Genomic DNA, 19,738 nt, shown 5'->3' with positions numbered 1-19,738 from the left:
TAGCCTGCTAGCGATGGCGGCGTAAAATTCGACATCAATGTCGCCTGAGTCAACGCTATCGCGAGCAGGCTCACTCCTGCAGGTTTTGAATCACGCCGTTGCCGGTCGGGCGATCTGCTGTTGTGCCAGGCCAATGAAGGCGCTCATCGCCGACGTGATCATCGTGTCGTTGCGGCGAATGAACACCGTGGACACATTGGCGAATTCCGACGGCAACGTGTGGCAGCGGATCGCGTGGCGCACGCTGCAATTTTCCGCGATGGCCTTGGGCAACAACGTCACGCCCATGCCCGCAGCAACGCACGACAGAATGCCGTCGAGCGTGCCCAATTCCATGATCTGGTTCGGCACCAACCCCACCTGATAAAACCAGTTCTCCAACGTCGAGCGATAAAAACACCCGGTGCGAAACACCAGCACAGTCTGCTGCGGCATTTTTTCGATCAGCGCAGGTAAAGTTTCAAATTGGTTGCTGCTGACCAGCACCAGCTCTTCGTTGAACACTTCTTCTTGTGCTAACGCCGAGTTCTGATGAAACCCGCCGACAAACGCGCCATCGAGCCGGTGCGATTCAATCGCTTTGATCAGCTCAACCGTGGTGCCGGTCAACAGCGATAACTGCACCTCGGGAAACTGCTCGCGGTACTTGGTCAGCACCTGCGGCAAACGGATGGCAGCGGTGGTCTCCATCGAGCCCAGGCGCAGCAGGCCGGTCGGGCTGCCGGTGTCCATCAGCGCGCTGCGGCTCTCTTCGGTCAGCTGCAAAATCCTTCGCGCGTAACCGAGGAAGGTTTGGCCTGCCGATGTCAGCACCACCCCGGATTTCTTGCGGATGAACAGCTCGCGGTTGAGTTCCGCTTCCAGCTCTTTCACGCGCATGGTGACGTTGGACTGCACCGTATTCACCTGCACGGCGGCGGCGGTGAAGCTGCCCAGCTCGGCCACGGCGCAGAAAATTTTCAGTTGGCGCATTTCCATATTCGTTACCACCTATCATGAAAAGTGATTGTGGACATATCTAATGATCACTTTACGAGCTTTTCTGCAGATTAGTAAAGTGCTCGAAACGAGATGAAACGAGCGTAGATCGACCATGAAACTGATTTCAAAAATTGACCATGTCTACGCCGGAGGTTTGGCAGTGCTGCACCCCGAAGGCCAGCAAACCGGCATTTACAAACAGCGTCATACAAGTCCCGTGCGTGTAGCGCTGCACGGCATAGTCGGCGATCAGCATGGCGATAGACGTGTGCACGGCGGCCCGGAAAAGGCCGTGCACCAGTACGCCGCGCAAAACTATGAGCGTTTGGCTCAAGCCTTTCCCGACAGTGCCGCCGAGTTGAAGGCGGGCAGCCTTGGTGAAAACATCTCGGCGGTCGGGCTCAGTGAACTCAACGTGCACATCGGTGACGTGTTCCAGGTCGGCAGCGCCATTCTGCAGGTGTCCCAGCCCCGCAGCCCGTGCTGGAAAATCAATCACCGCTTTGATGCCGAGCACCTGTCGATGTTTGTCGCCAAAGAGCGCATCACCGGTTGGTACTACCGGGTCCTCCAGCCGGGCTATCTCGAAGAAGGGGATGGGATCGAACTTTTGGAGCGGCACACTGAACGGTTTTCCATCGACCAGTTCTGGCAGGTGCAGTTGTCGCACCGACCGGTGATTGATGATTTGCTGGCGTTGGCAGTGACCCATGGTTTGGCGCCGGACTGGCAGCGGCGTTTGTCGGAGCGGGCGAAGTATTTGCGCAAACATGCGGCTAGCGTCGGTTGATCCAGTCGACCTCGATGCTGCAGCCATACCCGATTCCTGTGGGAGCTGGCCTGCCAGCGATGACGCCCTGACAGCCAACCTCGATGCTGCGGCCGTACCCAATTGCTGTGGGAGCTGGCCTGCCAGCGATGACGGCCTGGAAGCCGACCTCGATGCTGCTGGCCGGGTACATATCCATTGCTGCGGTTACGGCTGCTTAGGGTTCCGCTCTTACAGCGGGTCACTTGGAAAAGCGCCAAGTAACCAAGCGCTCTTGCCCCTTTCGTTCGGTGCCTCGCCTAGGCTCGGCATGCCCTCGCTCCGGCCCTGCTCCGTGGGCCCGCCGCCATCGGCCATCCATGGCCGGGGGCGGCTAACCCGGCATCCATGCCGGGTTGCCCACTGCGCAGAACCTGCGCTCGGCCTCACGAGGGGGCAAGAAAATCAAAAGCCAAATCAAAAGCGAGGCGGCCTGACAGCCGACCTCGATGTTGCGGCCGTACCCGATTTCTGTGGGAGCTGGCTTGCCAGCGATGGCGGCCTGACAGCCGATCTCGATGTTGCTGACCGAGTACATATCCATTGCTGCGGTAACGGTTGCTTAGGGTTCCGCTCTTACAGCGGGTCACTTGGAAAAGCGCCAAGTAACCAAGCGCTCTTGCCGCTTTCGTTCGGTGCCTCGCCTAGGCTCGGCATGCCCTCGCTCCGGTCCTGCTCCGTGGGCCCGCCGCCATCGGCCATCCATGGCCGGGGGCGGCTAACCCGGCATCCATGCCGGGTTGCCCACTGCGCAGAACCTGCGCTCGGCCTCACGAGGGGGCAAGAAAATCAAAAGCCAAATCAAAAGCGAGGCGGCCTGACAGCCGACCTCGATGTTGCGGCCGTACCCGATTTCTGTGGGAGCTGGCTTGCCAGCGATGGCGGCCTGACAGCCGACCTCGATGTTGCTGACCGAGTACATATCCATTGCTGCGGTAACGGTTGCTTAGGGTTCCGCTCTTACAGCGGGTCACTTTTGGAAAAGCCCCAAAGTAACCAAAGGGCTCTTGCCCCTTTCGTTCGGTGCCTCGCCTAGGCTCGGCATGCCCTCGCTCCGGTCCTGCTCCGTGGGCCCGCCGCCATCGGCCATCCATGGCCGGGGGCGGCTAACCCGGCATCCTTGCCGGGTTGCCCACTGCGCAGAACCTGCGCTCGGCCTCACGAGGGGGCGAATACCGCCACAGCACCGCGAGGCGGCCTACCGGCCGGCCTGGTCCTTAGCTCGTACACTGTAAGCGCGCGCCGGATTTGGCACCGCCTTGCGGGATTTTTGGCACCGTCTCAGATGAAAATCAAAACCAGTACTTGCACTAGCTTTGGCACAGCCTAAGAAAGACTTCCTGAACCTTAGGGTTGCTCAGGCCAAGCGGGAGCGACCTGGGTCAGGTCGACTCGGTTGACGTCTCTCCGATAGACCTTCCACTTCAACAGTAGCGACTCCTCGGCGGGCGTTGCGGACTGGGTATCCACCGCGTCTTGTAAAGGGTTGATCGCACGCGTAGCCGTGTCGAGTAGACCATCGCGAACGTAGGCATTCGATGCTGTGATTTCCTCAACCGTCGGTAGCGGAGGATCAGACACGAGTATCATGCCACCTTCGGAAACGGTTAAGACCCTGCCTATCGACTGCTCAGCCATCAGTTCTTGCCACTGCTCATCACTTATTTCAATCACCCGCCTGCCGCTAGGTGGCGGGCTGTCCTGTGTGTCGTGGTAGCCGACAAATGCATGATTAGTGTTAAAGGCTGCGAGTTTTTGTCCCATGAGATTTAGTACCCGAAAGCAAAGCAAATGTTGACGGCGGACCCGCTAAAGGTCGAAGAAACGATGCACCCGGCATTGGATGCACTCGGGTCTCCTACGTTTGAGTAGAAGCTTTGTGAGGACGAGTTGTTTGTAAACGCGCCCCAAAAAGCGCATCTATTCGGGAAGATCATTGGGAAGTTCCAAGTGGCCCCGATCAATTGGGCCGTGGTTGTGACTCGACCCCATTGGATGATGAAACCATTTGGAAATTTTACGTAACCGCTCAATCCGAATGACGTAACGAACTGCCCAAGGCTGACTGCGTGATTGCTGGCAGTTGCGGGCGCTACTTGAACGGCGCCCCCGGTGCTGTCAATCAATACCCACGATCCAGTGCCAATAGAGCTGTTGTATTGGACCCAAACGTCACCGTTCGCAGCAATCTCACCACCTTGAAGTGGTGAATGTGCAGCGCCAACAATGGGTTTAGCTCCTGTTCCGTTGGGGCTGAAAGTGCTGGCTCCTGAGTTCGCCGTCTTTGCCTTGAACTTCAACGTCATTCCGTCGACTGGGGTAATCAAAGCAGGGGTATAGGCGACGGCATACACATTGGCAGCGCCAGTATCGAGGGCGTATCGACTGGAGTCCGCCTGAACTTGAAGAAGTGATGCTGCATGGCCAAGGGCAACCCCTGGAGCAATCTGCAAAGCCCCGCCACTGCTGGCAATGATGACCCATGAGCCCCCGCCTATCGAGCTGTTCCACTGAACCCACACATCGCCATTGGCAGCAATTTCGCCACCAAGCAAATTGTTGTGGGCACCACCCATGAGTGGTTTCGCGCCAAGGCCATTTGGATTGAAGGTACTGTCACCGGAGTTAGCCGTTTTGGCCTTGAAGCGGACCACCATGCCGTCAGTTAACGCAGTGATCGGCGGCGTAAAGTCGACGGCATACACATTCGCTGTCCCTTGGTCCAGAGCGTATGCACCAGGGACCAATCGGGCCAAAATCTGTATCGCATGCAGCACCTGGTCATCGCGCCCAGGGTCAAGCACGAAACCCGCGCCCTCAACAACTGCTGCCAGTTCACGCTGAATCACGTTAAGCCAGCGAGCCTTGATGAGAGTTGGCTCGACACCCGCACCCGGATTTCCATCTGTGTACTCACCGACATCATTCGCCGTATTGGTGATGTCCCCGATTTTTTGCATTAGTTGTCTCCGTATCCAAATAGCAAGATCGACTCAGCCGGTTTCATTTGGCTGAGTCGACATTCAAGGGATTTATTGCCCCACGCGGCTAATGGATCACCCGCTCCAGCGATACCTGCTCGCGCATAGCTGACGGTCACGGCGGGCGCATTCACACGCCACGTAAACGCCCAGTCGCCGCCATAGAGAGGATCGCCAGCACGAGCAAGGCCCGCGCGCGGAGGCCTGAAAGTGGTGATGGTGATGTCGTAGCCAAGGGACTTAGCCAGTGCAATAAAGAACGGCTTGCTCTGACCACCACGCCCCTGCATCTTGCTGATAACAGCTTGTACGCGTTGTCCCACAGACTGGGAGACACCGATCAAACACGGATCAGGCAGTGCCAAGACACGCTCCCAGTCACTCAGTGCTTGGCCTGAGTCTGGGAATATTGCGCCATAGACCTCATCCGCCTGAGCATCCGAAAGGTTCAAGGCATTTGCTTCGGCCTCTATCGCAGCCGAAAGGTTGGGTGCCGATCCGTCATACGAGACAGGTGGTAGCAACAACCTCAGCTGGTTGCCGAGACCGCTCATTCCAACAACCCCAAAGTGATAGTGCCGGGACGGATCCAGCCAACAAGCGCCGGATCTTCTGAGGCGTTTACATTTCCAGGAGGCGTTGATACCGAGCGGTCGATGACGCCTGCAAGGTTGCTAATCATGGCCTCTATCTGTGAGCGCTTGAGCATGTCGAGAGGCTTAAGAGTGCCAAGCAATGCGTCATATGCCTTTTGTGCGGCTATCTGAACGTCGGCAAGCAGGTAGCCGGACGCCAGCTCAACCAATGCAGTTGAGTTGACGATGTGAACGGTTGGGACGTAGACCCAAATATCAGCGATGACCGAGCAGAGACTCAGGATGTGTTCCAAGCAGTTGTCGACCACTTCGGCCGAGGGCAGGCCGCCGCTGGCGGTGATGACAAGATCTACGGTGCCAGCACCGCGACGCTTCGGCAACGGCAAGACATCAGTTACTCCATCGACCTCCTTGGCCCAACGAACGTAGTCATAGACGGCACCACCTGCTGGCGGGTTCTGGATGATGTCTAGCAGCCTAGCCAGTAGCGATTCGACCTTTTCCAGATCCTCTCCACCAGCAGTCTCACCGATGAATGTCGCGGCGGAATCCATGCCCAGGGGCGGACTGACGATGATGAGGTCGCCTGTTAGGTGATTCAGTGCGCTGCCTGTTGTCTGCGCTTTGACAACCAAAGTAGCTGTCCCATCAATGCCAAGTGTTGCACTAGACAGAGCGGTAAACTGCTCACCCGTGACGATGTGCTTCAGTGCCGCCCCCACCAGCAGCTCGACATCAGGTGCACCGCTCAGCGAAGCAGTGCCAGTGGCCGCTACCGGGTGTTTGCGTGGCACTCCACGAATAGTCGCTGCATGGACTAGCTCCTCTTCATCAGCGGTGTCTGGAAAAATTTGCCGGAACACCCAGCCGATTTTTTGATAGAGGCCTTCAATAGCTGCCGCGACCGCAGCTGAGCGGACATAGTTGTCGCTGTCCGTGCCGATATCAGCTTCCGCCTGAAGGTTGCGAATGTCCCGCAAGATGTTCGCAAGAATGCTCTCCAGCGGCGGGGACGAATAGGCCATGTCAAATCACCCTTAAAGGTTGGCGAAACACCTGCGGATTGCCGGTGGCGTCAACAATTTCAATTTGTAGCGTGAGCCAGCCGTTATGGGGCTGGTCAGCGGAGATGGTGATCTTCTTGGCGCGACCGTCATCGAGCAGAGGCTTGAGTGCCTGCTTTGCGTATTGCTGAGCAAGGATGCCCACCCGAGGGCGGTCTTTTTCACGTCGAAGTTCGTGCAGGCGGGAACCCAAGGTGGGATCTTTCCACCAAGTGGCGAGGGGGGTCATAAGGCGGATGTAGACGGCGTTTGCCAGCGTATTGATACGCTGGCCCGTCAAGTCGCCTGTAGTTGGGTTTATGCCTGCGTCCATGGGGGTGCATGGTGCAGGGTTGTGCGGGGGGAGTGTATTTCAGCTCGGTTTAAGGTTTCTCGCTGGGAGCCGAATAATCCAAGGAGACAAGGGTGTTGAGCTCGGTTTTATGGCAGTTGAAGACGATATCGGAAAGATCGCCTATGTTGAGCCTTCGAGGATTTTCACCCTCGGTTCCATCCCAGGCAAAAATGCGAAATTCTTTTTGATGGCTGAAGTAGTTGGACTTTCTAAAAACCGCTTCATCCCCGTTAAAGGTGCCACTGAATGAGTCTGGGTCGTAGTACTCGACAATGCCATGCCCCACACGAACCCCCTCCAAACCGTTAAGTGTCTCATTCAAACGGGAGAAAAACTGATTCATTCCGAAAACAACAGAGCAGTAGTCTCCAAGGTCGCCTTTACTGACATCGAGCATTACCTCAGATCTCAGCGCGTCAAGATTATCAACATCAGAATCGTCGTAGGCGTACATAGCTGACATGCAATAGACATGGTATTCAGCATGATGGTTATAGCCGAATCGTAGAGGCCCAGCGAGCCCGTCCAAATGAATGATCTCTCCGGTTTCGTTATTTTCAATTGTTAGCTTGACAATATCATCGGGCTGTAGCCAGCCCGAAAGCCCTTCGTGCCTATCCCCGATATTGCATTTGTCCGACTCTTCGTACTGCTTAAAATACTTCAGGCGCTGCATATACAGATCACCACGCAGAAAATCCTCGCGATGAGATTCCGTCTTAAAAAAGCGGACAAGTGCATAAACTGTAGCTGCCATGCTGTACCTATTGATGGGCGTATTCTGTTGGTATTAACAGCAGAAACTACTGCAATGGAGAGGGTTTTGCACCTCCCCCATGATCGTGGGAGTTATAGATATCCCTGTCTTTTTTCATTGCTCGTGTGTGGTCTGCAATTTCGCCATCAGCCTTGATGCTGCCTTCGGTGTGTTGATCGCCGGACATTTCAACCAAGGGCGTTTCAAAACGCACCTTGTTTTTGACCTTGAACACAAGGTCATCCGTCACAACCTCAATCACTCGACCGCGCTTCATATGCACGTAGTCACCTTCATCCGTGTAGAGCGACACTTCGCCGTCCCGAAGTTTGAGTCGATAGCGGCCATCCTCGCTGGCGACCACAACGGAGTGGCTGCTCTTACCGCCAACTGCAACAACCAGGTACTCGGCGCCGGGCTGTGGTGCGGAGCTGAATCCATAGTGCTGGAACAGCTCTCCCGATACTGACTCGCCAGACAGACCTTCCATCTGCACACCGATCAGTTTCCCATGGATGTTGCGTGCCGACACTGCGCGAAACGGCAGGCGAAACCCACGCATCACCCTCGCAACTTGATCGCGCACCAGGCGCGCCATGTTATTCATCAGAGAGCCTTTATCATTTCAATGAAAGCAGCATCGGGATTTGACTTGCCCTTGTGCTTCTTCTGTTGTTTGGCGTCCAGCACCCACATCCGGTCTTCGCGCAAGCGCAGTTCAGTGATGGCTCCCTCGCCACGGGATAGGCGCAAGGTGCGGGACATCAGGAAATAGGTGGCATCCAGATCATGGGGTTCGCTACGGACGATAACCCGTTGTCCCGGATTCCAGACTTGACCATTATCAGCTCGATGACCTTTGACGATGGCCCGGATCTCGAAACCTTCCAAGCGGCTGTCGGCCAGCAACTTGCGGGCACGGGTGGTGGCCATGTCCTGGTTCTCGCTGGCACTATCAATGATCACCTTTGGCCGAAAGATCCCACGGCGGGCCAATGTATCGTCCTGAATGATTGACCGAAGGTGGGAACGCTTGGTGTCGAGGCCATCATTATCGTACTGCCCATGCTGGCCAAGTACAGTGATCTGGCTGTAACGGTTCGCAATGGAGCGGCGCACGCTCAGGCGTTGCACGTTGTTGCCCACTCCATCTTCTCGCATCACCAGGGCTCCCACTGGTGCCGCCGTATAGTCTGGCCCGCCGATGATCAAACGGCCGTCCGGCTCTATCCATGGCCATAACCCGTTGGCCTCGGCGACCTGGAGCAACGCTTCCCAGGCGGTTTGTCCCGGCTCGATCTGAATGCGGCGCCGGGTCTTAGCCTGGTCGGCACGGATCTCTACCTGGTATGCCCCCAACGGTTTCACCACCTGGTCGAGAATCTGCGCCAGTGACGCCTCACGCATGGACACGAACGGAGCTGAGCAGTCGACCAGAGGCGCCGCTCGATCTCGGCCATTGATGCGCATGGAGATACCCTGACGCGATACATCATGTTCAAACTCATCGATCTGGCCCGTCAACACGCGGTCACCGTCGAGCGTTAACGAACAAGGCGCGCCCTCTTTGACCACATCCGGCAAGCGGATGGCATTCTTTGTGTGCAGCTCAAGTTCAAAGGCGTCGGCCGGGGTCAACAGGTCCGATTCAACCGACCAGCCGTCCCAGGTGTCATGAGCCAGGCCGCCGATGGATAGCCGGATAGATGGAATAGGGTCATTCGGCATAAGCACGCAATATCTCTCCGGCCGGGATGTTGTGGGGTGCTTTAAGGCCGGGATTCAGCCGGGTCAGTTCGAGGGCTCGGGAATGGTCGCCGTACCATCGGTGGGCCAACAGACGCAGGCTGGCGGGTGATTCAACTTCGCGTTCGATCATTGGTGGGCTTTGCAAAATGACCTGGCGGGCACGGGCCTGGATCAGTGCAGCGGTGTTGCGCAGGGCCTCAATCACTGGACGGGATGTCTCCACGTCGTAGAGTCGGCGTTGGAGCAGAATGGCGGACTGCAAAAGCGAGCGCACCAGGTTGACCAATCCTTCCAGTTCAATGGGACTCAGCGTCGGCTTTTTGCTTTCGTCCTCGATCACGATGGCAACCGCCTGCGAATGGGCGACGGCAAGCTCGGTGATCACCAGGACAACCAAGGCAAACCCACTGGCCTCGACTGGATCGTCGGGCATGCGGTCGGGCAGTAGACTGGCATCAGGCGCAACTCCTTGGCGGGCGCTGATCAAAAAGGCATTGGCTGCCCGCACCGGTTCAGTGGTCAAGCCGTCGCCGCCCGGCATGGTTGCCGGGACACCGGATCGAGACAGAAGCGCCGTTGACGAACTGGGTGTGCTGTCCTGAATGGAACTTCGGATCTGCGTCGGCGTGCGGAATAGGTCGACCAGTGGATCGTATGCCGCCGAAGGATTCTGGGCCATGGAGACGACACCGGACACCACGCCGAGGATCTGTGAACGCAGCTGCTGCACGCGAAGGAAAATTCCCGGCAGGCCCAGGGCCTTTTCAATTAGGCCCACCCAGCCCCCACCGATCCACGACTGAATCTCGCTGACCAGGGAGTCGATGCGGCCGAACAGATCAAAGATGCCGTCCTGCCAGCGGTATTCATCCTCCTGTTCCAGGACGCCGATATCGACGAACTCAAACTGCCGGTCGAAAAATGGCAGGTCGGGTGTGTCTTCTACGAACAACAGACTGACCTGGGCCGCGTCAGGGCTGTCGGCGACATGCTTCACCTCGACGTTCTGCGAGACGACGCTCAGGCTGCCATAGATCGGATGGATCAGTTCGCCGGGGCCACGCTGACCGAGCGCTGACAGAAGGTTCTGTAGTTCGATCTCGTAGTTAACGCCGTAGATGATGATCTGCATGGGGAAGCGTCGAGCGCCCCGGCCCAAATCGACCACGCTGTCGCCGTCCTTAAAGGGCGTGCCGTGTTCGGATAGTGCCCGCTGCCACTGTAGGCTTTCGTCGAGCACCTGGAGTGGGACGCCACGAAAGGAGGCGTCCAGTAACGTTTCAGCCCAACTCATCGACCACGCCTCATCTGGATGTCAGTACGGCGTTCGACCTCAGCCTGGATCATGTTTGAATCCATGCGCAGTTCGATGACCAGGGGCTGATCAAGCAACCGCTGTAGGCGAGCCATTGCCGCGGGGGTTTCTACACCTGCGTTGGCGGCGCGATTGGCAATACCCGCCGCCCATTGATTGGCGCCATCGATCGGCAACCCCGATGAAGTCAGGCCGGTCTGTTGGTGCGCCAAACGCTGGGCTTGCGACGACAGCCAGTTTTGGGGCTGGTCCGGGTTCTGGCCCGCTAAGGCGATTCGATTGCGGTAGAACGCCGACTGATAAGTGCGTTGCTCATCGTTAATCAGCTTGTTGCGAGCCACCATGGCCAAGCGATCCTCATCAGTGTTTTGACCTGTTGAACCACTGATCTGAGCCGCACTTGCAGCGAGGGCGACAGGAGCCAACCAAGGCGCGATAAGACCACCAGGCTTGCCTTTTTCAGACGATGCGCCAGGAAGGTCAGTTAGACCAGGACCGCCGAGGTTAATACCCGCGCCCGGCCAGTTGGTGACGAACACTGATGTAACACCCGTCGCTTCTTCCAGTACTTTGCCCACGGCGATGTTTTTCAGAGTTTCAGGGCCACCCATGAATTTGTCGAGTAGTGCCCCAGCGCCAGTTTTGGCACCACGCCCTGCGTAATAACCACCGACACCCAGAGCTGCACCACCAGCCAGCATCTGCTCACCGGAAAGATTCAAGTCATCGAGCAGGTAACTGCCCATGTCGGCAAAACCCTTGTTCAATGGCGTTGCCATGCGGTCGATAGCTTCGCCCAGGGCAGCCTTCATACGAGAGCCGACAGCTGTGGAACTATTAAGGTTGTCGGCCAGATCCTTCTCAATAACTCCCTTTGCGTTATTAATATCCCCAGAGCTTTCAGCAAACTTTTCTAGCCTGTCACCCGTTAAGAACGCTTTAACTCCCTTTTGCGTATCTTGATCCATTTTGCCGAACACTACATCCATGAAACGGGCACGATCTTTGTCATTCTCAAGAGATTTGTATTTGCGCTGTAGATCAAGGAATACATCCTGCGTATTCCTTACAGACTTATCCTTGTTGAAAAACTCAACGCCAGTGTTTTCCGTAACGCTTTTTCGGTAAGTGCCATTGTTGAATGCACGTAAAGTAGATTGCGCCAGCGTACCCAAACGGTCAGGCTCTAACTCAATCAGCGACAAAGTTTCTACAAACGATAGAGACTGAGCCATGGACATACCCGCCGACTTCGCATCTTGCCCGACTTTAGGGAAAATGCTTGATAAGTTCTCAAGCTCAGCATTGCCCAAGCGGCCAGCCACAATCATTTTTTGCAGTATATCTACAGCGGCACTGGGCTTAGAAAGGTCAATATCAAAAGCACTCGAACCAGTTACCAGAGCTTTCGCTAGAATCCCGGAATCTGCTCCTGTAACCGCAGTAGCTTGAGCAATGGCTTCGGAACTTGCTTTGGCTTTTTCGTAAGAAAGACCACTTGCAATTAACGTGTCGAACCCCGTTTGAACCTGTTCCCGTTCAATGCCATAGGTCTTCGCCAGCCGCCATTGTTCACCACGCCATTCCTCTCGCTGCTCGCCAGACATGCCAGCAGTTTGCTGAGTACGAATCAGCTGGCGGTCTAGACGTGCGCTTCCGGTCAAACCGGATGCGACACCAACCCCAACGCCCAATCCGGCCAGTTGCCCTTGCATACTGCCGCCTAGACCCTTTATCCGGTCGAACTCCTGGCGCACGCCCATGGCAATGGTTTTCAAAGCGCGAAGGTTACGGCCACCGTTCTGTGCCAGGCGCCGAAAGGACGTCTCCGTGCGATCTACGCTCTGACGAAGCGGCTGCACACCCTGGCGGTCGGTACTAATCAGCTCGGTTTTGGCATCCCGTGCTGCTTTGCGAGCGGCGGTGGCCATCTCCTTGAGTTCGGCAGACGTCTTACTGACCTCAATGCGCGTGCCGGAACCAGCCTGGGCGGTTTCGCGCATGGCACTGCGGATGACTTTGTAGCTGTTGGCCCCGACTTGGCCGACTTTGGTGATGGCCGACGACGCCTTCCAGCTTTCATCAGCGAGGGATTTGGCGCCTTCTTTCCCAGCCTTGCGTAGGTCGCGGTTGATCTGCTCAATCTCGCGCCGACTGTTGCCTGCATGGGCCTGAAAACGAAGCGCGACGCGCAGATCGGACATGAAGTGCTCCCGGTTATGGTCTTACAGGGACAGGAAAGGCCCGTTGGCGGGCCTGTCATCTGGTTTTTGGCAGAGCCTTGCGCTGACGCTGACTGACGTAGCGCACACCCTTGACCTTGCCGACAATCAGATCAATACGTGCATCGATCTCGGCCCTGGTCATCCGTCGCAGCTCTTCTAGTCGATAGCCGTGGCGGACAAAGGCATGCTCTATTCGTCGCCAGTCGGCGTTGCCGCGCTCGGCGGCGCGAGCTTTTTTTCCAGTTCAGCATCGGCGTCGGCAATGATGGCAAGGTCGGTTTCGGTCAGCTCGCCCAGGAGTAATTCAGTGGTTATAGCCTCGGGCGGGATCTCGCCCAGGGACAACAACTGGCGGCGATACACTTCCAGGGTGATCAACTGAAACGGAGCACCGGGATGCAGTTCCTGCGCGGCCACCAGATCGCCCGCAACTGGAACGCGCAAGGTAAAGGTCTTGTGGCGGAGGCCGGAGTAATAGACACCCATTTGGAGTTCGCGGGTGATGCTCAAGCCTTCCCAGCGCTTGCTTGATTGCTCGGTCATCGTGTTACTCCGTGTAGTAGTTGAGGGCGGCGATGGTCAGGTCGCGGGTGGCTTCACCTTCTACCTGGTACTTGCTGCCCATCTCCATCAGGGAGCAACCCGTCCAGGTCTGGCGCTTGCTGCCACCGTCCTGCGGGTAAATGGTCAACTTTGCGTCCATCAGTGCGCGCCAATCCGGCTCACCCGTTTTCGGAATGGGCACCGAGATTTTCAGCTCGTGCTCTTCAATGCCCTTCGCCGTACCCGACGGTCGACCAGTGCGGTTCATCGTCTTGACCACTTTGCGCCCGGTCTTGAGGCTCGGCTCGACGCTCGATACCTCATAGTCGGTGCCGTTGATCTCCAGGACGATCTGCCCTACGTAGTTATCAGCCATCTAAAATCACCTCTTACAAGAGCAGGTCGATGCGACCGGCGAACACATGCAGGCCGTTGACCACATCGGTGGGAATGGTTGCGTCGAGGCGGTTGACGTCCTGGAGCGAACGCTCGACCACCAGTCCGGCTGCATTGGCCTCGACCTCCTCGACAATCTCCAGCTCTTCCAGCTTGAGCAATACGTCCATCAGTTCGCCACGCACGGCTTCCGGGGTTTTCTTGGAAAGCTTGGAGCGTGGGAACCGCAGGCGGATGCGGTCACGGCAGGCCATGCGCACGTAGTACAGGGTCCGGATGGTGGTCAGGTCGAGCAACGACACGTCCGTGGCACCGGCCGCTGACTTGGTGTAGGTGGTCACAGCACGGACGATCTGGATGACATCACCGGCTGCGACTTCCAGCGGAGTGACGCCATTGGCCAGGGCAGTTTCCTGCTCGGTTCGACCAAGGCGCTGCGTGACGGATGGAACCTTGATGCCGGTCAGCACCAAGGTATTCAACGGTCGCGCAGGATCTTCTTCCGAGGCGATCATCGCGGCATAAGCGGCGGCGACCTGGCGCGCAGTCGAGGCAGTACCAGGCAGCACTGCCAGGCTGATTGCGCCCGAGTTCAACGAAGTGGCCAAAGTGGTCGCGGCGGACAACGTGCTGGTTAGCGCGGCCACACCGATGATGCCTTGTTGCTCCATCGAACTGGTGTAGGTCTGAATGTGCGTACGCAGTGCAGTGAGCGCAATCTGGCTAAACCAGGCAGGCACCAGAATGGTGAAACCGCCCATTGCCGTGGAGTCCAGCGCGTCCTCGATGTCGGGTTCGGTTTCGCCTTCGACCACCACGCCCACGGCCGAGAGCGAGGCATATCGATAGGCCGTGATAAACGCGTCAGCCATTTCTTCGGCCACGGTTCCGCCGAACAAGGCTTTGGCTTCTGCCGCACTGTAAAACGGTGTTGGTACGTTGGCCGCAACCGTCGCACCTTCGCCCAGAGGCACAATCAGGCACACGCTCTGCTTATTGGTCGGCAGTGTCCGTACCGCCAAGCTGGTGTTGAACTCCATGTAAACGCCCGGTTTGCGAATCGACGCCGGGATGGTGTCAAAGGGAATGCTCATTCAGCGGATTCCTGTGCGGGTTGTTTGGCACTGCCGCGTGGCTTCTTCGCGGCCAGCAGTTCACCCGTCGCCACACGGCGCCGGTAGTAGGAGGTAGCTGGCACGTCGACGGCCTCGGTCCCTTCGATGTACTGGTACGGATTTTCTTCCGTGGGCACCCGATGACCAGGTGCGGCGATAACGTGCATTACATGTCCCTCAATTCGATGTTGTCGTTGGCCACCGGCTCGGGGTTGTCCGATGGGCTGTGGTACTGCATGTCGATGCCGAGCAAATCAGGTAGATCCAGCTCCGGCTTTTGCCAGTCCAGCTCGATGACGAATGACTGCCCGAGGACTGACAGGTGGTCACTCGCCAACTTGCCGTTGACCAGGTTGGAAAGCTCCGTCGGCCGGACCGACGCTCTATCCACCCAGGGCTGCCAGTCCACCAGTTGGTGCATGCAGGCTTCCCACAGGTCGTAACTGCCGATGTCCTTGGGGCCGCTACCGCGTCGGGTTTCCCGCTCACCACGGGGATGACGTGTGGCAATGACCAGGCGGAACGTGATCGGCACGGTGTAACGGCCCTGACTGCGGCGCTGGAACGTCACCTTTGGCACCATCACCAGAATCGCCGGACAGCGTTTGATCAACTCGGACACCATGTCCGGGTCGCTCAATTCACCGCCGTAGCTTTCCACGGCCAGACGCGGGATCTTGGCGACCAGCTCCTTCAGGCGCGCCTCAATCAGATCCTCCAGTTCGCCCAACATCAGAGCGACCTCAAGGTATTGCGTGACATCAGCCGTGGCTGACTGGTGAGCTGCATGCCCGACCGGCCAGCCTCGGCCGCACCGCGTTCCTTGTCCTCATTGGCCAGGGTTTCCAGGCGTTTGATCACGTCCTTGTAAAGCACCCGCACGGTCGACTCTTCCTTACCAGCATCGTCATACAGGTGATAACGAGCGATTTCCGCGAGGTCATCGGTCACCCAATCCGGGGCATCTTCTCCGGCTGGGCGAAAACGTAGGTAGAACGAAACCTCACTGCGCGCCCGAGTCACGGCGTCGGCGATCCGGGCCAATGTCACGACGACGACTGCAATATCCTCACTCTCCCAGCCGTCAAGTGGCTCGCCAGATGCAGCGGCCACCAACAGTTCGGGCTCGATAGGACGCTTGTCATCAGGCACAGCAACCTGGGTGATATCACGTGCGCCGAAGCGCACCAGGAGCTGGCTGGCGGACGGCAGTGAGAGGTTCATTTACCTTCGCCCTCGACCTTAGTGGCTTTGGGTTTACCGGGTTTCGCGGGAGGTTTTGCGTCCTGTGCTTTGGCCGCTTCACGTGCCAGCTCTTCCTGGTGGGCCTCTTCCCAGAGAGCGTCATCGAAATCAATGCCGTCCTCTTTCAGTTGCTCTTTGTCCGGCGCGATCACCGATGCGCCTGGAGCAAGTCCCGAACCGTCAGATCCTGGCTCACTGTTGCCCACGAGCGGGGTGATGGGCAGAACCACTGCATCACCCAGAGTTGTAGCGTTTGCTTCAGGCGCCTGCGACTGGGCGTTTTGTGCGGTGTCGGGCGCTTTCGATGGATCGACTTCCTGGAGGCTTTCATCGCTGCTGTCCTGTACCTGGTCGAGTTCGTCCTCCTCATAAGCGAGGGTCAACTGAGGCTCCTTTACCAGAGCCCGCAACTGCGCTTCCGAGAAATAATCATCCGGGTAGCGGACCGCCTTGCTGGTGTGAGCGATACCGCAACGGCGGAAGCCGTCGCGTTTTGAGGTGATCACGATAGCCATGGCGCCCCCTTTATCCCAGCCAGCTTGGCGACAGTACTTCGGCCGTGCCTGCCCATTCGTTGCCGTTGTCGGCGTCCTTGACCAGGATCTTGCGGGCAGCACCTTCCAGTTGAGACGGAACAACCAACAGACCCGGATTGACGCCGAGCGGTCGGCCACCATCCGCACGGAAGTTCTTCATGGCTGCACGGGCGAGGCCATAGTTTTCAGCGGTCAGAGGGGCTTTCGAGCAGTACGCGAACTGCCAGAAACCAAAGCCTACGTTGGTCCGAGCGTCGACGCCGTAACGGTATTCGTCACGCATGAAGACGTTTTCGTCGTCGAGGCTGGTCATCGCTTTCAACGCATACTCGCGCCGCTTCTGGAAAATCAGCGGTTTGACAGCTCGACTTACATCGAGCAGATACCAGGCAGGACCAGTGCCGTCCTGGTAGTTGCTGACAGAGACTGCTGTGCCGGTGCCATCGGTTTGCGGGTAGACCGGATGGTCAATGTCGAAGAAGTTCTGGCCGTCGTAGCACAAAGTCGTCAGTCCGGCTTTCAGCAGGCCGAAGACCAGTTCGTCAGGATGGGCGCTGGAGGCTCGCCCCATTTCAGCGAACAGCGGTTTATAGACGCCGATCTCGTCGTCTTCGATGGAGTCGCGGGGCACGCCGACCGACGATTCGAATTTCTTGTTGGTGATGGAGTAGCTGTGCGCTGCCATGTTTTTGAGTACACGGTCGCCAATCCACTCGCGGAAGGTGGGGAACTGGCCCAGCCAGCCGTAGGTGTTACTGGCGGACGACGACGGCACCAACGTTGCGATACGCTGCCAGTCGGTTGGAGTCGCGGCCTGCGCATTTTGAAACTCGGCCTTGAAGGCTGTGAACAGCGCGGTCAAGGCACCCGTAGTAATGATCATGAATCGCTTCCTTTATATAGAGGGGGGAGTTACACCTTGCCCTTGATGAATTCCGCTTCGCTCATACCCAGCAGCTTGGCAACCTGTTGCTCTTCCGAATTGAGCGCGGTGGCAACGTTGTCTGGCTTGCGCTCGCTCAGTCCGCTGGGGTCAGCAACGACTGGTGCCGCACCGACGAATGCCTTGAAGCGAGTCAGACCGGCTTCGTCCTGACACATGGCACGGTGATACTCGACGGTGGACGGGGTGATCTTTCCGGCCTGAGTGGCCGAAGTAATTGCCGCATCGACTTCCTTGTCGTGCTCAGCCTTTTTCTGACTGGCCAATGCTTGCTCGGCGTTGGTGGCACGGCCGACCAGGGCGTCGTAGTCCGCACGCGGGACGAACTGCGCGAGGTTTGGTTGCTCGGTGTTAGCAGCCTGAGCGGTAGTTTTGAGTTGAGTTGCGGCCGACATGGCCTGTTCTTCAGTGGCGGTGTCGGGCAGGCCGAGCAGTGCCAAAAACGCAGGTGAAAGCTTCACTGGTGTGATCTCCGGGGCTTCTTGGTTGAGGGCGGTCATGAGGAAATTGGGGATGTTGGTCAGCGCGGCGCTGACCATGCGCACGATGCGTCGGTTGTCGAGGTCGTAGTCGAACACCGGGGACAGGAAGCGATACTCACGGGCTTCGACCTGAGCCGTGCCGCGTGGCGTCCATTCAACATGTCCCCACAAAGCGCCATTGCGGACTTCGAACTGCTTGATCCAAGCACCCGCTGGGGCTTCCTGGCCAACGGAAGCGCGCCGCTGTGTGGCGTGCTCCCAGTCGATGGGCAGATCAATAGCTCGGGTGATGAAATTGGTCTTCACCAGCTCGGCGGCCATGTCGTCGAACAACCAGGAACGGCCGTCGCGGCCGGTGACGGTTGGACCAGCAGGGATAAGTTCAACCCAGTCGGGAGCCTTTCCATCGGAAAGCTCGACGGAGCTGTAGATTTCTGAGTTAACGGCGAGTTGAGTTTTCATGCCGCCAGTCTGTGCGGCCAGACGGAATGAGTGAGTATCAGCGGGGTTTAAGGTTTTCGCGGGTGTGAAGCTGGGCGGGGATACATCGGGAACCCATTCTATACATAAAGAATGGGGGAAAGCGGTCTCGCGCTGGCGTAGTAAATACCGCTACCGCAGAATCTAACGCAGGTCTAACGCTGTTTAACCACTCCATAAGCGGCGGATGTACCCGAAAGACACGATCAACGTGCCTGCGGGATTTTGCGCCGTCACTCCGATACCGACTCCAGAAGGTAGTCCTGGATGATCGCCAGTATCTCTATATTGTCCTCTGACGACAGTCCCAAATAAGGCCTTGCCTTGATTTCGGAGTCATGAGCGCCACGTGTCACCCATTGCGAAAAGTTAGATTTGCTCTTCTTCACAAATCGATTGCCCACCGATCCATCTTTACCTTGGCGGAAGTAGACCTGTTGTGACCTGGCTGCGTGTTCGACCTTACCGCCGAACTGGTGGATGGCACCGTAGGGTCGGTCAGTTCCAAAGGCCAGTTCATTGTTGCTGACGCTGTGGCGCAGGGTGTCTTGGAGCGTGCCCTTGTCACGCAGGATCTTGTTACCTTTCTTGCGGGCCAGGGTTGACGGTGAAAGTGGAGCCCAAGGCGATCCGTCCGGAGCAACCTGCTGGCGAAAGCGATCATCGGTTGATTGGTGCAAGTACTCCGCAATGTCATTGAGCGGGGTTGTGAGGTTGCCCAGCCGTTCGGCCAGGTTATCCAGAACCTTGCCCAACTGACTCTGATCAAGGGTTACTTCCAGCATTGCGCCAGCCATGCGATGCTCCTGATGTTACTCATTCGTCTATGGAGAGAAAGCTTGTGAAAGTCGTGTCTTATATGAACCAAAGCCTGTTTTCAGTGATCATCCCAGCTAGCGCTGATCTGTCGTCCGTGCCACGAGAGGTAGTCGATATGCTTGGTTCGAACTATAAAATGAAGGAGCTGGATCTGAAGCCTGGAGAGGCTCGAGTAGCGTTGAGTTCTGATGAAGCCATCGCTGATATTGAGCGTCAGGGATATCACACGGTTCAAGCCAAGATAACTTCCACAATTAGTTAACCTGTGATCGTTGTCATGACCAATTGAACGCCATACTATGATCCATCCCATCGGATGAGCAGCCCCTGTCAGGGCCTCCATGCCTACATCCGGGGCGACCCCGGCGT

Annotated in this window: 23 protein-coding genes; 2 read left to right on the top strand and 21 right to left on the bottom strand. The window is 57.4% G+C overall.

Annotated features, from left to right (window positions below; all coding sequences use genetic code 11):
• Positions 1-90 precede the first annotated feature (90 nt).
• Positions 91-972 (bottom strand): LysR family transcriptional regulator, encoded by an 882-nt coding sequence (locus tag KVG88_RS19270; RefSeq protein ID WP_224792335.1) that lies wholly within the window; start codon positions 970-972, stop codon positions 91-93.
• 121 nt (positions 973-1,093) lie between these two features.
• On the opposite strand from KVG88_RS19270, the gene KVG88_RS19265 reads away from it, so the two are divergent.
• Positions 1,094-1,771: an MOSC domain-containing protein gene (locus tag KVG88_RS19265; protein WP_217872442.1), complete on the top strand. Its 678-nt coding sequence runs from the start codon at positions 1,094-1,096 to the stop codon at positions 1,769-1,771.
• Positions 1,772-3,136: 1,365 nt separating this feature from the next.
• Here the strand turns inward: KVG88_RS19265 and KVG88_RS19260 are convergent.
• The 20 genes from KVG88_RS19260 to KVG88_RS19165 form a co-directional block, all read right to left on the bottom strand.
• Positions 3,137-3,553 (bottom strand): tail fiber assembly protein, encoded by a 417-nt coding sequence (locus KVG88_RS19260; protein WP_217872441.1) that lies wholly within the window; start codon positions 3,551-3,553, stop codon positions 3,137-3,139.
• Positions 3,554-3,558: 5 nt separating this feature from the next.
• A complete protein-coding gene (locus KVG88_RS19255; protein ID WP_217872440.1) occupies positions 3,559-4,749 on the bottom strand; it encodes a gp53-like domain-containing protein in 1,191 nt (396 codons plus the stop codon).
• The gene (locus KVG88_RS19250) at positions 4,749-5,324 is read right to left on the bottom strand and encodes a YmfQ family protein (protein ID WP_217872439.1); all 576 of its coding nucleotides are present in this window, start codon (positions 5,322-5,324) and stop codon (positions 4,749-4,751) included. The genes KVG88_RS19255 and KVG88_RS19250 overlap by 1 nt, the downstream gene beginning before the upstream one ends.
• Complete coding sequence (locus KVG88_RS19245) at positions 5,321-6,391, bottom strand: baseplate J/gp47 family protein (RefSeq protein WP_217872438.1); 1,071 nt, start codon at positions 6,389-6,391, stop codon at positions 5,321-5,323. Before KVG88_RS19245 ends, KVG88_RS19250 begins: the two co-directional genes overlap by 4 nt.
• A gap of 1 nt (position 6,392) precedes the next feature.
• Complete coding sequence (locus KVG88_RS19240; RefSeq protein ID WP_217872437.1) at positions 6,393-6,743, bottom strand: phage GP46 family protein; 351 nt, start codon at positions 6,741-6,743, stop codon at positions 6,393-6,395.
• 49 nt (positions 6,744-6,792) lie between these two features.
• Positions 6,793-7,521, bottom strand: a complete 729-nt coding sequence (locus KVG88_RS19235) for a hypothetical protein (RefSeq protein ID WP_217872436.1) — start codon at positions 7,519-7,521, stop codon at positions 6,793-6,795.
• 46 nt (positions 7,522-7,567) lie between these two features.
• Complete coding sequence (locus tag KVG88_RS19230) at positions 7,568-8,128, bottom strand: phage baseplate assembly protein domain-containing protein (RefSeq protein WP_217872435.1); 561 nt, start codon at positions 8,126-8,128, stop codon at positions 7,568-7,570.
• Positions 8,128-9,249: a phage baseplate assembly protein gene (locus KVG88_RS19225; RefSeq protein WP_217872502.1), complete on the bottom strand. Its 1,122-nt coding sequence runs from the start codon at positions 9,247-9,249 to the stop codon at positions 8,128-8,130. Before KVG88_RS19225 ends, KVG88_RS19230 begins: the two co-directional genes overlap by 1 nt.
• Entirely contained in the window at positions 9,239-10,564 is a 1,326-nt protein-coding gene (locus tag KVG88_RS19220) for a DNA circularization protein (protein ID WP_217872434.1), read from the bottom strand. The genes KVG88_RS19225 and KVG88_RS19220 overlap by 11 nt, the downstream gene beginning before the upstream one ends.
• On the bottom strand, positions 10,561-12,789 hold the full coding sequence (locus tag KVG88_RS19215; RefSeq protein WP_217872433.1) for a phage tail tape measure protein: 2,229 nt from the start codon (positions 12,787-12,789) through the stop codon (positions 10,561-10,563). Before KVG88_RS19215 ends, KVG88_RS19220 begins: the two co-directional genes overlap by 4 nt.
• A gap of 210 nt (positions 12,790-12,999) precedes the next feature.
• Complete coding sequence (locus tag KVG88_RS19210) at positions 13,000-13,353, bottom strand: hypothetical protein (RefSeq protein WP_217872432.1); 354 nt, start codon at positions 13,351-13,353, stop codon at positions 13,000-13,002.
• A 4-nt stretch (positions 13,354-13,357) separates the two neighbouring features.
• On the bottom strand, positions 13,358-13,729 hold the full coding sequence (locus KVG88_RS19205; protein WP_217872431.1) for a phage tail protein: 372 nt from the start codon (positions 13,727-13,729) through the stop codon (positions 13,358-13,360).
• Between the two features lie 13 nt (positions 13,730-13,742).
• Positions 13,743-14,843, bottom strand: a complete 1,101-nt coding sequence (locus KVG88_RS19200; protein WP_217872430.1) for a phage tail sheath subtilisin-like domain-containing protein — start codon at positions 14,841-14,843, stop codon at positions 13,743-13,745.
• Positions 14,840-15,031: a hypothetical protein gene (locus tag KVG88_RS19195; RefSeq protein WP_217872429.1), complete on the bottom strand. Its 192-nt coding sequence runs from the start codon at positions 15,029-15,031 to the stop codon at positions 14,840-14,842. The genes KVG88_RS19200 and KVG88_RS19195 overlap by 4 nt, the downstream gene beginning before the upstream one ends.
• The gene (locus KVG88_RS19190) at positions 15,031-15,597 is read right to left on the bottom strand and encodes a phage protein Gp37 (protein ID WP_217872428.1); all 567 of its coding nucleotides are present in this window, start codon (positions 15,595-15,597) and stop codon (positions 15,031-15,033) included. The genes KVG88_RS19195 and KVG88_RS19190 overlap by 1 nt, the downstream gene beginning before the upstream one ends.
• Positions 15,597-16,088, bottom strand: a complete 492-nt coding sequence (locus KVG88_RS19185; protein WP_217872427.1) for a phage protein Gp36 family protein — start codon at positions 16,086-16,088, stop codon at positions 15,597-15,599. The genes KVG88_RS19190 and KVG88_RS19185 overlap by 1 nt, the downstream gene beginning before the upstream one ends.
• Complete coding sequence (locus KVG88_RS19180) at positions 16,085-16,624, bottom strand: HI1506-related protein (RefSeq protein WP_217872426.1); 540 nt, start codon at positions 16,622-16,624, stop codon at positions 16,085-16,087. The genes KVG88_RS19185 and KVG88_RS19180 overlap by 4 nt, the downstream gene beginning before the upstream one ends.
• Before the next feature lie 10 nt (positions 16,625-16,634).
• A complete protein-coding gene (locus KVG88_RS19175; RefSeq protein WP_217872425.1) occupies positions 16,635-17,528 on the bottom strand; it encodes a Mu-like prophage major head subunit gpT family protein in 894 nt (297 codons plus the stop codon).
• Between the two features lie 29 nt (positions 17,529-17,557).
• A complete protein-coding gene (locus KVG88_RS19170; protein ID WP_217872424.1) occupies positions 17,558-18,532 on the bottom strand; it encodes a phage protease in 975 nt (324 codons plus the stop codon).
• Positions 18,533-18,783: 251 nt separating this feature from the next.
• A complete protein-coding gene (locus KVG88_RS19165) occupies positions 18,784-19,347 on the bottom strand; it encodes a phage virion morphogenesis protein (RefSeq protein ID WP_217872423.1) in 564 nt (187 codons plus the stop codon).
• A 44-nt stretch (positions 19,348-19,391) separates the two neighbouring features.
• On the opposite strand from KVG88_RS19165, the gene KVG88_RS19160 reads away from it, so the two are divergent.
• Positions 19,392-19,631: a hypothetical protein gene (locus tag KVG88_RS19160; RefSeq protein WP_217872422.1), complete on the top strand. Its 240-nt coding sequence runs from the start codon at positions 19,392-19,394 to the stop codon at positions 19,629-19,631.
• Positions 19,632-19,738 lie beyond the last annotated feature (107 nt).

This window comes from Pseudomonas azerbaijanoccidentalis (assembly GCF_019145495.1).
GTDB lineage: Bacteria > Pseudomonadota > Gammaproteobacteria > Pseudomonadales > Pseudomonadaceae > Aquipseudomonas > Aquipseudomonas azerbaijanoccidentalis.
Note: the sequence above shows the minus strand (reverse complement) of the source record. Positions and strands in the feature narration are given on the sequence as shown.